Source organism: Micromonospora sp. WMMD998 (genome assembly GCF_029581235.1).
In the GTDB taxonomy this organism is placed as follows: Bacteria; Actinomycetota; Actinomycetes; order Mycobacteriales; family Micromonosporaceae; genus Micromonospora.
On record NZ_CP120740.1, the window covers coordinates 3,767,066 to 3,779,511 of the forward strand.

10 protein-coding genes are annotated in these 12,446 nt (G+C 74.4%); 9 read left to right on the forward strand and 1 reads right to left on the reverse strand.

What is annotated here, in order from left to right:
- Positions 1–34 precede the first annotated feature (34 nt).
- From O7619_RS17145 to O7619_RS17165, 5 genes are read left to right on the forward strand one after another with little or no spacing between them, the layout of a single operon-like run.
- Positions 35–790 carry a response regulator transcription factor gene (locus tag O7619_RS17145; protein WP_282281951.1) on the forward strand — a complete coding sequence of 252 codons (756 nt, stop codon included), beginning with the start codon at positions 35–37 and terminating at the stop codon, positions 788–790.
- Positions 768–2,303 carry a HAMP domain-containing sensor histidine kinase gene (locus O7619_RS17150; RefSeq protein WP_282281952.1) on the forward strand — a complete coding sequence of 512 codons (1,536 nt, stop codon included), beginning with the start codon at positions 768–770 and terminating at the stop codon, positions 2,301–2,303. The genes O7619_RS17145 and O7619_RS17150 overlap by 23 nt, the downstream gene beginning before the upstream one ends.
- 45 nt (positions 2,304–2,348) lie before the next feature.
- Positions 2,349–4,676, forward strand: coding sequence for a glycosyltransferase family 39 protein (locus O7619_RS17155; RefSeq protein ID WP_282281953.1), 2,328 nt, complete (start codon positions 2,349–2,351; stop codon positions 4,674–4,676).
- A 3-nt stretch (positions 4,677–4,679) separates the two neighbouring features.
- A complete protein-coding gene (locus O7619_RS17160; protein ID WP_282281954.1) occupies positions 4,680–5,903 on the forward strand; it encodes a glycosyltransferase in 1,224 nt (407 codons plus the stop codon).
- 55 nt (positions 5,904–5,958) lie between these two features.
- Positions 5,959–6,711, forward strand: coding sequence for a helix-turn-helix domain-containing protein (locus O7619_RS17165; protein ID WP_282288854.1), 753 nt, complete (start codon positions 5,959–5,961; stop codon positions 6,709–6,711).
- Between the two features lie 16 nt (positions 6,712–6,727).
- Here the strand turns inward: O7619_RS17165 and O7619_RS17170 are convergent, their stop codons facing one another.
- Positions 6,728–7,126, reverse strand: a complete 399-nt coding sequence (locus O7619_RS17170; protein ID WP_282281956.1) for a VOC family protein — start codon at positions 7,124–7,126, stop codon at positions 6,728–6,730.
- A 183-nt stretch (positions 7,127–7,309) separates the two neighbouring features.
- On the opposite strand from O7619_RS17170, the gene O7619_RS17175 reads away from it, so the two are divergent.
- The 4 genes from O7619_RS17175 (at position 7,310) to O7619_RS17190 (ending at position 12,371) form a co-directional block, all read left to right on the forward strand.
- Positions 7,310–7,459 (forward strand): hypothetical protein, encoded by a 150-nt coding sequence (locus O7619_RS17175; RefSeq protein WP_282281957.1) that lies wholly within the window; start codon positions 7,310–7,312, stop codon positions 7,457–7,459.
- Positions 7,460–7,463: 4 nt separating this feature from the next.
- The gene (locus tag O7619_RS17180) at positions 7,464–8,879 is read left to right on the forward strand and encodes a methyltransferase domain-containing protein (protein ID WP_282281960.1); all 1,416 of its coding nucleotides are present in this window, start codon (positions 7,464–7,466) and stop codon (positions 8,877–8,879) included.
- Positions 8,872–10,914 carry a sulfatase-like hydrolase/transferase gene (locus O7619_RS17185; protein ID WP_282281963.1) on the forward strand — a complete coding sequence of 681 codons (2,043 nt, stop codon included), beginning with the start codon at positions 8,872–8,874 and terminating at the stop codon, positions 10,912–10,914. Before O7619_RS17180 ends, O7619_RS17185 begins: the two co-directional genes overlap by 8 nt.
- 173 nt (positions 10,915–11,087) lie before the next feature.
- Positions 11,088–12,371, forward strand: a complete 1,284-nt coding sequence (locus tag O7619_RS17190) for a citrate synthase (RefSeq protein ID WP_282281964.1) — start codon at positions 11,088–11,090, stop codon at positions 12,369–12,371.
- Positions 12,372–12,446 lie beyond the last annotated feature (75 nt).

The following is a 12,446-nucleotide window of genomic DNA, read 5'->3' on the forward strand; positions in this document are numbered from 1 at the left end:
TCGGGACAGCGACGGTACAGCGGGTGCGCCCACGATGGGGAGCATGGTCATGAACGGGCAGGCCGCGCAGGGCCGCATCGAGCTGCGCCGACCCGACGGCGAGCCGGTGCGGGTGCTGGTGGTCGACGACGAGCCGACGCTCACCGACCTGCTCTCGATGGCCCTGCGCTACGAGGGCTGGCAGGTGGCCGCCGCCGGCAACGGGATGGCGGCGATCAGCACGGCCCGCCAGTTCCGGCCGGACGCCGTCGTGCTCGACGTGATGCTGCCGGACCTGGACGGCTTCCAGGTGCTGCGCCGCCTACGGGAGCAGGCACCGAGCGTGCCGGTGCTGTTCCTGACCGCCCGGGACGCGGTGGAGGAGCGCATCGCCGGGCTCACCGTCGGCGGCGACGACTACGTGACCAAGCCGTTCAGCCTGGAGGAGGTGATCGCCCGGCTGCGCGCCCTGCTGCGCCGCACCGGTTTCGCGGTCGCCGCGCGGGAGGAGGCGGTCCTCACCGTCGGCGACCTCAGCCTCGACGAGGACAGCCACGAGGTACGCCGCGGCGACGACCTGATCACGCTCACCGCCACCGAGTTCGAGCTGCTGCGCTACCTGATGCGCAACCCCCGCCGGGTGCTCAGCAAGGCGCAGATCCTGGACCGGGTGTGGAACTACGACTTCGGCGGCCAGGCGAACGTGGTCGAGCTGTACATCTCGTACCTGCGCAAGAAGATCGACGCCGGCCGGACACCCATGATCCACACGCTGCGTGGCGCGGGTTATGTCCTCAAGCCCGCGCAGTGACGTCGCGGGGCGGCTGCGGGGGCGGCTGGCCGGCTGGTCGCTGCGCCGCCGCCTGGTGCTCTCCGTGGTGGCGCTGCTGGCGCTGGTGAGCGTCGGCATCGGCGGCCTCACCACGGTGGCCCTGCGACACTTCCTGATCGGCCAGATCGACAACCAGCTCACCTTCGGCGACCGCCGCCCGGCCGACCTGGAACACTGGGTCCGCCGCGGCGGTGATCCGCCCCGGCCCAACCAGGCGAGCCCGCCCGTCCCGCCCGCGGGCGAGGCGGCGCCGGCACCACCGGGAGGCTTCCCGCCCGGCTCGATCGCGGCCCGGGTGCCGCCCACCGGCGCTGCCTCCGGGCAGGTCCGGACCGAGAGCGGCGCCACCGAGGCGGTGTCCGCGGCCGATCTGGCCGACCTGGCCGGGGTGACCCCGGACGACCGTCCCCGGACGGTCGACGTCGGGGACCGGGGAGACTTCCGGGCGATCGCGGTGACCTCCCCACGCGGCGACGGCGACGTGCTGGTCCTGGCGATCCCGACGGCCCGGGTCGACGACACCGTGATGTGGATGCTCGTGGCCCAGGCCGGGGTCATCGGCGCCGGGCTGGTCATCGCCGGCGGCCTCGGCGCCCTGATCGTCCGCGGCACGCTCCGCCCGCTGAACCGGGTCGCCGCGACCGCCGCCCGGGTCACCGAGCTGCCACTGGACCGGGGCGAAGTGGCCCTGTCGGTCCGGGTGCCCGCCGCCGACACCGACCCGCGCACCGAGGTCGGGCAGGTCGGCGGCGCGCTCAACCGGATGCTCGGCCACGTCGCCGCCGCGCTCGCCGCCCGGCAGGCGAGCGAGACCCGGGTACGCCAGTTCGTCGCCGACGCCAGCCACGAGCTGCGCACGCCGCTGGCCGCGATCCGGGGCTACGCCGAGGTGGCCCGGCGCGGACGGCAGGAGGTGCCACCGGACGTGGCGCACGCGCTGCGCCGGGTCGAGTCGGAGAGCACCCGGATGACGAGCCTCGTCGACGACCTGCTGCTGCTCGCCCGACTGGACTCCGGCCGCCCGCTCACCGCCGAGCCGGTCGACCTCACCGCGATGGCGGTGAACGCGGTCAGCGACGCGCACGTGGCCGGGCCGGAGCACCGCTGGCAGCTCGAACTGCCCGACGAGCCGCTCACCGTCACCGGCGACCCCCACCGGCTGCACCAGGTGGTGGCGAACCTGCTGGCCAACGCGCGGGTGCACACCCCGGCCGGCACCGCCGTGACCACCCGCCTCGCGGCCGTCCCGGACGGCGTCGAACTCCGTGTCACCGACGACGGACCGGGCATCCCGGCGGACCTACAGGCGGAGGTGTTCGAGCGGTTCGCCCGGGGGGACAGCTCCCGCTCGCGGGCACACGGCAGCACCGGCCTGGGCCTGGCCATCGTGGCCGCCGTGGTGGAGGCCCACCACGGCCGGGTCGAGGTGGCCAGCCGTCCCGGCCGCACCGCGTTCACGGTGTGGCTGCCGCGATCCACAGCGGACGCATAGGTCGTTCACGGGGGCGGGTCAGCGGGCTCTCCGAAGCTTGCCGGCATGGACAGAACCGAGAGCCTGCTGACCGGTGGCCCGGCCGCGACCGGTCCCGAGACCGGTCCGCCCGAGACCGATCCGGCCGCCCACCCCGTACCCCGGCCGACGCCGGCCCCGGCGGGCCCGCCGGCCGGCCGTGACCCGCGCTGGGCCCGCCCGGCCCTACTCGCCCTCCTGGTGGCGACCGGGCTGCTCTACCTGTGGGGCCTGGGCGCCTCGGGATGGGGCAACGCGTTCTACTCGGCCGCCGTGCAGGCCGGCTCGGAGAGCTGGACGGCGTTCCTCTACGGCTCCTCGGACGCGGCCAACTCGATCACCGTCGACAAGACGCCGGCCTCGCTCTGGTTGATGGCTCTCTCGGTGCGCGTCTTCGGGCTGAGCGCCTGGTCGATCCTGGTGCCGCAGGCGTTGCTCGGCGTCGCGTCGGTCGGCGTGCTGTACGCCTCGGTGCGCCGCTGGTACGGCCCGGCCGCCGGGTTGCTCGCCGGTGCGGTCCTCGCGCTCACCCCGGTGGCGACGCTGATGTTCCGGTTCAACAACCCCGACGCGCTGCTGGTGTTCCTGCTGGTGGCCGCCGCGTACGCGACGGTGCGGGCGGTCGAGACGGCGAGCACCAGGTGGCTCGTGTTGGCCGGCGTGCTTGTCGGCTTCGGCTTCCTCACCAAGATGCTCCAGGCGTTCCTGGTGATCCCGGTCCTCGCCGGGGTCTACCTGCTGGCCGCGCCGACCGGCCCGGGACGACGGATCCGCCAGTTGCTGCTGGCCGGTCTGGGCGTGCTGGTCTCCGCCGGCTGGTGGGTGGCGCTCGTGGAGCTGGTGCCGGCGAGCGCCCGCCCGTACATCGGCGGCTCCCAGCACAACAGCATCCTGGAGCTGACGCTCGGCTACAACGGCCTGGGCCGGATCACCGGCGACGAGGTGGGCAGCGTCGGCGGGGGCGGCCGACCGGGCGGCGGAGGCGGGGGACCGTTCTCCGGGCAGACCGGCCCGCTGCGGATGTTCGACACCGAGGTCGGCGGGCAGATCTCCTGGCTGCTGCCGGCCGCGCTGATCCTGCTGGCGGCGGGCCTGTGGCTGGCCGGGCGGGCGGCGCGTACCGACCGGCGGCGGGCCGGCCTGCTGCTCTGGGGCGGCTGGCTGCTGGTCACCGGGTTGATCTTCAGCTTCATGTCCGGCATCTTCCACGCCTACTACACGGTGGCCCTCGCGCCGGCCGTCGGCGCGCTCGTCGGCATCGGGGTCACCATGCTCTGGCGGGCCCGGACCGCGCCCGGCCGGTGGCGTGGACACGCCGCCACGCTGATCCTGGCCGGCACGCTCGCGGCCACCGTCTGGTGGTCGTGGCGCCTGCTCGACCGCACCCCCGACTGGCACCCGTGGCTGCGCCCCACAATCCTGGCCACCGGCCTGACGGCCGCGCTCCTCCTGATCCTCCTCGACCTCCGCACCCCCCGGACCCGTCCAGTGATCAAGGAGTTCGCGTCGGGCAGCGGGTCGCACGGCGACGCGAACTCCTTGATCACCCCGGGTCGGGGCGCGCGGCGGTGGACGCGGTGGGGGGTGGCCGTGGTTGCGGTGGTGGGGGTGGTGGCGGGGATGGCGGGGCCGGCGGCGTACGCCTGGCAGACCGCGTCGACACCGCACACCGGTTCGATTCCCAGCGCGGGTCCCGTCGTGGCGGGCGGCTTCGGTCCCGCCGGCCGGGGCGGCTTTCCCGGTGGGCGGAGCCCGGGCGGCGGGGAGTTCCCCGGCTTCCCGGGCGGCTTCCCTGGCGGCGGCAACGGCGCGTTCCCCGGCTTCCCCGGTGGTCAGAACAGCGCCGGTCAGAACGGTGCGGGTCAGAACGGCGCGGGTCAGAACGGCGGGTTTCCCGGCTTTCCGGGCGGCGGCCAGGCGCCGGGCGCCCCCGGTGGCCGGGACGGCGGCACGGGCCAGGACGGGGGTCGCGGCACGCGCGGCGGCGGCATGGGTGGACTGCTCGACGCCCGTGAGCCGAGCGCCGAGATGACGGCGCTGCTCAAGGCCGACGCGACGGACTACACCTGGGTCGCGGCCACGGTCGGTTCGAACAACGCGTCCGGCTACCAGCTCGCCACCGGCGAACCGGTGATGCCGATCGGCGGCTTCAACGGCAGCGACCCGTCGCCGACGCTCGAACAGTTCCAGCGGTACGTCGCCGCCGGGAAGATCCACTACTTCATCGGGGGCGGCGGGTTCCGGGCCAACGGCGGCAGCAGCGCCTCGGCCGAGATCGCCGCCTGGGTGGCCGAGACCTTCACCGCGACCACGGTCGACGGGGCCACCGTCTACGACCTGAGCAGCGAGGGCTGAGCCATGACCCGTACGCCTGAGCCCCGGGCCGCGGTGCACGCCCGGCCCACCGCCGCCACCGCCGTGTTGGACGTGGTGGTGCCGGTCCACAACGAGGAGGTCGACCTCGGCCCCTGCGTGCGGCGGCTGCACGCGCACCTGACCGCGCACTTCCCGTACCCGTTCCGGATCACGGTGGCCGACAACGCCAGCTCCGACGGCACCTGGGCGGTGGCCGAGGCGCTCGCCGCCGAACTGCCCGAGGTGGGGGTGCTGCGCCTGGCCGAGAAGGGGCGCGGACGGGCGCTGCGGGTGGCCTGGTCCGCGTCGCCCGCGCCGGTGCTCGCGTACCTGGACGTGGACCTCTCCACCGACCTGGCCGCGCTCCTGCCGCTCGTCGCCCCGCTCCTGTCCGGCCACTCCGACCTGGCCATCGGCACCCGGCTGGCGCGGGCCAGCCGGGTGGTCCGGGGCGCCAAGCGGGAGGTCATCTCACGGGGCTACAACCTGCTGCTGCGTGGTGCGCTCGCGGCGCGCTTCTCCGACGCGCAATGCGGCTTCAAGGCGATCCGCGCCGACGTGGCGGCCGAGCTGCTGCCGCTGGTCCAGGACACCGGCTGGTTCTTCGACACCGAGCTGCTGGTCCTGGCGCAGCGGGCCGGGCTGCGGATCCACGAGGTGCCGGTGGACTGGGTGGACGACCCGGACAGCCGGGTCGACATCGTCGCCACCGCCCTTGCCGACCTGCGGGGCATCGGACGGCTGGGCCGGGCGCTGCTCACCGGCGCGTTGCCGCTGGCCCGGTTGCGCTCCCAGCTCGGCCGCGCGCCGCTTCCGGCGCCGCCGGCGCAGGTGCCGGTCGGGCTGCCCGGTCAGCTCGCCCGCTTCGCCGCCGTCGGGGTGGCCAGCACGCTGGCGTACCTCCTGCTCTTCGTGGCGGCCCGCGGACCGCTCGGGGCGCAACCGGCGAACCTGCTGGCGCTGCTGCTGACCGCGGTGGCCAACACGGCGGCCAACCGGCGGCTCACCTTCGGGGTCACCGGCCGCCGGCACGCCGGGCGGCACCACCTCCAGGGGATGCTCGCGTTCGCGCTCGGCCTGGCCCTGACCAGCGGGGCCCTGGCCGTCCTGCACGCGACCACGACCGCGTCCCGGGCCGCCGAGGTGGCCGTGCTGGTGACGGCCAACCTGGCCGCCACCGCGCTGCGCTTCCTCCTGCTCCGCCTGGCCATGCACCACCGCCGCTGACCGGCCCGGCGCGTGCCCGCCAGCCTCATGATCGACGTGAGGTGGCAGGGTGGCGATGGTGTACCGGGAACGGGAGGCGGTGGGGGTCCGGCGGGCCGTGCGATGGGCGAGCGTCGCGTCCGGCGACGGGCCGGTGCGGGTGCTGCCGGACGGGTGCCTGGACCTGCTCTGGTCCAGCCGGGTGGGGCTGCTCGTGGCGGGACCGGACCGCACCGCGCAGGTGGGCCGTTCGGTGCCGGGGGAGCGGTGGATCGGGTTGCGCCTGCCCCCGGGTGTCGGGCCGGCCGTGTTCGGGCTGCCCGCCGAGGAGTTGCGGGACCGCCGCGTCCCGCTCGCCGACCTGTGGGGTCGCGCCGCCGCCGACCTGGCCGAACGGATCGAGGCGGCGGCGGCCGACCCGACCGGTCCGGCCGCCGTGCTGACCGTGGCGGGCTGGTCGGCGGCGGGCGCCGCGATCCTGGAGGAGGTGGCGTGCGCGCGGCTGCGGGCGGCCGGCGGGCCGGACCCGCTCGGCGTCCGGGTGGCCGCCCGGCTGGCCGCCGGGGCGACGGTCGCCGCGACCGCCGCCGAGGTCAACCTCGGCCCGCGTGCCCTGCACCGGCGCAGCCGGGCCCTCTTCGGGTACGGCCCGAAGACGCTCGCCCGGATCCTGCGGATGGGCCGCGCGCTGGGCCTGGCCCGGGCCGGCGTGCCGCTCGCCGAGGTCGCCGTGCGGACCGGGTACGCCGACCAGGCCCACCTCACCCGTGAGGTGCGGGAGTTGGCCGGGGTGCCGCCGACCCGCCTGCTCACCCCGCCCGTCGACTGACCGGTGCGGCCCCGGCTCAGTCGGTGGCCAGCGGCGCGAACAGGTCGACGCCGTTGCCGTCCGGGTCGTGCAGGACCGCGTACCGCTGCCCCCAGAAGGCGTCCCACGGCGGCAGCTCCCCGTGGTGGCCGGCGGCGGTCAGCTCGGCGTACCAGCGGTCCACCTCGGCCGGGTCGGCGCAGCGGAACGCGAGGCTCATCCGTGGGCTGCCGGTGGGCGGCGTGAAGCCGGGATGGAAACTCCGGATCGTCTCGACGGTGTCCCAGGCCAGCCGGACGCCGTTGGGCAGGGTGATCTCCACGTGCGGTTCCGTCTCGGCGCCGGCCGGGACCGGCAGCCCCAGGCGGCGGTAGAAGTCGAGGGTGCGGGCCATGTCGGTGACGACCGTCCCGACGAGGTCGAACTGCGCTGTCATGTCCGCCACGGTAGGCCCACGCGACGCCGGCCGTCTTGAACGGATCGGACGGGCGAGGAGTGCCCGGTGTGCCCGCGCGTATCCGGTCGACCGCGTACCGTAGGGGACGGGTCCGCCTTTGGCGTAAAATAACTCGCATACCGGGCGGACAGCGATGAACCGGCGAAGGAAGGGAAAGCAGCCGTGACGCACCTGGCCTACCTGGACGCGGGATCCGGCAGTCTCATCGTGCAGGCGGTGGTCGGCGGGGTGGCCGGAGTGGCGGTGACCGCCAAGCTCTACTGGCGGCGCCTGGTGACCCGGTTCCGTCGCCAGCCCACCGACCAGGGCTGACGGCGTGACGGTCCCCGACACCGGAGTCCGCGTCGACCCCGGCTCCTTCCGCGACCCCGGCAACCGGGTCTACCACCGGGGCGCGGAGGTGCTGCGCGGGCTCGACGAGCGGTCCGCCCGCGACTGGCGGGCGCTGTCCGCCACCGACTTCTTCCGCGACCTCACCGCCGCCGGCCACGTCGTCGGCACCGAGGAGCTGACGCCGACCCCGGTCGACGCGCCCTGGGCCGCGGTGCTGCGCCACGACCGGATCCCGTTCGTCTCGCACCCCTACGAATGGTCGTACGCGATGCTGCGGGACGCGGCGCTGCTGCACCTGGACGTGCTGCGCGCCGCCCTGGACGCCGGCTTCACCACCAAGGACGGCTCGGCCTACAACGTGCAGTGGCGCGGCGCCCGGCCGGTCTTCATCGACGTCGGCTCGTTCGAGGCGCACCGCGACGGCGAACCCTGGGCCGGCTACCGGCAGTTCTGCCAGAGCCTGCTCTACCCGCTGCTCATCCAGGCCCACCTCGGGCTGGACTTCCAACCGTTCCTGCGGGCCCGCGTCGACGGCGTCGAACCGGACCAGATGCGCCGGCTGTTCGCCGGGGTCCGCCGCTGGCGCGCCGGCGTGCCCACCCACGTGCACCTGCACGGCGCCATGCAGGCCCGCAATTCCCGGGCCAGCACCAGCGACGTCCGCGCCCAACTGCGCGCCGCCGGGTTCTCCCGCGAGCTGGCCCTGGCCACGGTACGGGGGCTGACCCGGCTGATCCGCCGGCTCGACCACCGGCCCGGCGACAGCCACTGGTCGGACTACCAGCGCACCTGCGCCTACTCGGTGCCGGACCGGCAGGTCAAGGAGGCGTTCGTCGACCGGGCGGTGGCCGCCACCGCGCCCGGCTCGGCCCTGGACCTGGGCGCCAACGACGGCCGGTACGCCCGGATCGCCGCCCGGCACGCCGCGCACGTGGTCGCCGTCGAGCAGGACCCGGCCGTGGTCGACGTCCTCTACCGCGCCCTGCGCGACGAGGGGGAGCAGCGGATCCTGCCGCTGGTGATGGACCTGGCGGATCCGTCGCCAGGTGGCGGCTGGCGCGGCGTCGAGCGGGCCGCGTTCGTCGACCGGGCCCGCGCCGACGTGGTGCTCGCCCTCGCCGTCGTGCACCACCTGGCGATCGGCCGGAACGTGCCGCTGCCCGAGGTGGTGGACCAGCTCGCCGCGCACACCGAGACCGGCGGCAGCCTGGTGGTCGAGTTCGTCCACCCGGACGACCCGATGGCCCGCCGGTTGCTGGCCAACAAGCCCGACGGCCTCTTCCCGGACTACCGGCCGGAGGTGTTCGAGGCGCTGCTGGCCCGGCACGGACGGGTGGTCGCCCGCGCCGAGCTGCCCTCCGGCACCCGCACCCTCCACCAGGTGGTGGTGGGTGGCTGAGGGCACCCTCGCGCCACCGCGGGCACGCTCCGCCGGCACCGGGACGCTCCGGCGGCGGGTCGCCTGGCGGGCCGAGGCGGCACGGCTGGCGGAGGTGGTGGCGCTGATCGGCCTGGTGGTCACCCAGCCGCTGCTGGACGTGCTCGGCCGCAGCCCCGACTTCTTCCTGTTCCACCGGGCCACCCGGGGCGACGTGCTGCTCCTGGTCGCCCTGATCGCGGTGGCGCCCACGCTGCCGGTCGCGGCGCTCGGCGCGTTGTCCCTGCTCGGCGGCCGGGCCACCCGCGCCGCGGTGCACACCACGCTCGTCGGGCTGCTGCTCGCCGCGCTCGCCGTCCAGGTCGGCCGGCACCTCACGCCGCTGCGGGGCGTACCGCTGCTGCTCGCGGCCGGCGGCGCCGGCGCCGCCGCGGCGGTCGCGCACCGGCGGTGGCGGGCGCTGCGCCGGGTGCTGCGGGTGGCCGCGATCGGCCCGGCGGTCTTCGTCGGACTGTTCCTGTTCGCGTCGCCGGCCTCCGCGGTGGTGCTGCCGAGAGGGGACGGCGGCACGGCCGGCGTGGCCGGGGCGGGCACCCACCCGCCGGTGGTCATGATCGTGCTGGACGAGCTGCCGCTGGTGTCGCTGCTCGGCCCGGACGGGCGGATCGACGCCACCCGCTACCCGAACTTCGCCGCGCTGGCCGACGGATCGACCTGGTACCGCAACGCCACCGGGGTCAGCGGCTGGACGCCCTACGCGCTGCCGGCGATGCTCAGTGGCCGCTACCCGGAGCGGGGCGTCGCGCCGCACTACTCGCAGTACCCGGACAACCTGTTCACCGCGCTCGGCGGCCTCTACCAGATCAAGGCGGAGGAGAGCATCACCCGGCTCTGCCCGCCCAGCCGTTGCGAGCAACCGGCCAGCCCGCCACAGGGCTTCGGGGCGCTGGCCCGGGAGACCGGCACACTGCTGCGCCAACTCGCCGCGCCGGTGGACAGCCGGATCGACCCGGAGGACTCCTACCGGGAACAGACCGCCGCCGAGGCCGGACTGGACGCCGCCGAGCCGGTGCCCGACGACCCGAAGTTCCGCTGGGACACCCTCGACGACAACCAGCCCGCCCGGTTCACCTCCTTCCTCGCCGGGCTGCGCCCCGCCGACCGCCCCACGCTGCACTTCCTGCACCTGCTGATGCCGCACTCGCCGTGGGCGTACCTGCCGTCCGGCGCGCACTACGACGCCCCGGAGGACCTGCCCAACGACGGCGCCGGCTGGGTGGACCTGGCCCGGGCCCGGCACCTGGCCCAACTCGGCTACACCGACCGGCTGATCGGCGAGACGCTGCGTACGCTGCGCGCCACCGGCCTCTACGACCAGGCGCTGGTGATGGTCACCGCCGACCACGGGGTCAGCTTCCGCCGGGACTGGCAGGGACGCGGGATGGGCGCCATCGACCACGCCGCCGACCAGGTGGCGTGGGTGCCGATGTTCGTCAAGGAGCCCGGCCAGCACGCCGGCCGGGTGGACGACCGCAACTGGGAGCACGTCGACCTGCTGCCCACCATCGCCGACGAGACCCACGTCCGGGTGCCGTGGCGGATGGACGGCGTCTCGGCCGAGGCCGCCCCGCGCCAGCGCACCGACAAGCGCTTCTACGACCGGCCCGGCCAGCCGGTGACGATCACCGGCGGGGTGCCCGCGCCGCTGCCGCCGCCCCCCGCCGACCCGCTTGTCGGCACGCGCGTCGGGACCGTGCCGGCCGGCGGATCGGCCACCGTGGCGAACCGCGCCGCGTTCGACGCGGTCGACCCGTCGCGCGGGCTGCCCGCGCTGGTCTGGGGGACGGTGCCCGACTCGGTGCCGGACGGCACCCGGCTCGCGGTCGCGGTCAACGGGACGGTCGGCGCGGTCGTGCCGGTGGTGCCACCGGACGCCGGCGGGCGGCGGTTCGCCGCGTTCCTCCCCGACGACCGGCTCTTCGCCGCCGGCGCCAACCGCCTCGACCTCTACCGGGTCGACGCCGGGGGCGCGTTGCGCCAGCTCACGCTGTCCTGACCGCGTCCCCGCCGGTTTCCGGCCCGGCCCCTGTCGGTTTCCGGCCCGGCAAGTCGGGAATGAGGTGACGCATACCTCACCGCGAAACCACGCCGGGCGTTGTCCCCCGCACCGTGATTACGGTAGAAGCGAAGGCAATTCAACGAAGATCTTGCCGGCGAAGCGAGGAACAGATGACGGAAGTCAAGCTCGACCACCCCGGTGGGCAGCTGTCGATGCCGGTGCAGTCCGCGGTCGAAGGCCCCGCCGGCATCGGGGTCAGCAAGCTGCTCAAGGAAACCGGGATGACCACGTACGATCCCGGGTTCGTCAACACCGCGTCCTGCTCGTCCGCGATCACCTACATCGACGGTGACGCCGGGATCCTCCGGTACCGCGGCTACCCGATCGACCAACTGGCCGAGAAGTCCTCCTTCCTGGAGGTCTCCTACCTGCTGATCTACGGTGAACTGCCGACCCAGACGCAGCTCACCGAGTTCAGCGAGCGGATCCGGCGGCACTCGCTGCTGCACGAGGAGATGCGCCGCTTCTTCGACGGATTCCCCCGCGAGGCGCACCCGATGGCCGTGCTGTCCTCGGCCGTCAGCGCCATCTCGACCTTCTACCAGGACAGCCTGGACCCGTTCGACTCCGAGCACGTGGAGATGTCCACCGTGCGGCTGATGGCGAAGGTGCCCACCATCGCCTCGTACGCCTACAAGAAGTCGATCGGCCAGCCGCTGCTCTACCCGGACAACTCGCTCGGCTACGTCGAGAACTTCCTGCGGATGACGTTCGGCGTGCCGGCCGAGGAGTACGAGGTCGACCCGGTGGTCGCCCGGGCGCTGGACATGCTGTTCATCCTGCACGCCGACCACGAGCAGAACTGCTCCACCTCGACCGTCCGGCTGGTCGGTTCCAGCAACGCCAACCTGTTCGCCTCGGTGTCGGCCGGCGTGAACGCGCTGTTCGGCCCGCTGCACGGCGGCGCCAACCAGGCCGTGCTGGAGATGCTCCAGAAGATCCAGGCCGACGGCGGCGACGTCCGTTCCTTCGTGCAGAAGGTGAAGGACAAGCAGGACGGCGTGAAGCTGATGGGCTTCGGGCACCGGGTCTACAAGAACTACGACCCGCGCGCGGCGATCGTGAAGAAGGCCGCCCAGGACGTGCTCGGCCGGATGGCCAAGCCGGACCCGCTGCTGGACCTCGCGATGCAGTTGGAGGAGATCGCGCTCGACGACGACTTCTTCGTCTCCCGGCGGCTCTACCCGAACGTGGACTTCTACACCGGCCTGATCTACAAGGCCATGGGCTTCCCGACGAAGATGTTCACGGTGCTGTTCGCCCTGGGCCGGCTGCCCGGATGGATCGCGCAGTGGCGCGAGATGATCAACGACCCGGAGACCAAGATCGGCCGTCCGCGGCAGCTCTACACCGGCGCCCCCGAGCGGCAGTACCTCCCCGCCACCAACCGCTGAGGTGTAAGGCGGGGGCCCCGCTTAACGCTTTCGGTATAGGCGGGGGCCCTTCTTAACCACCGCCGACGAGTGAGG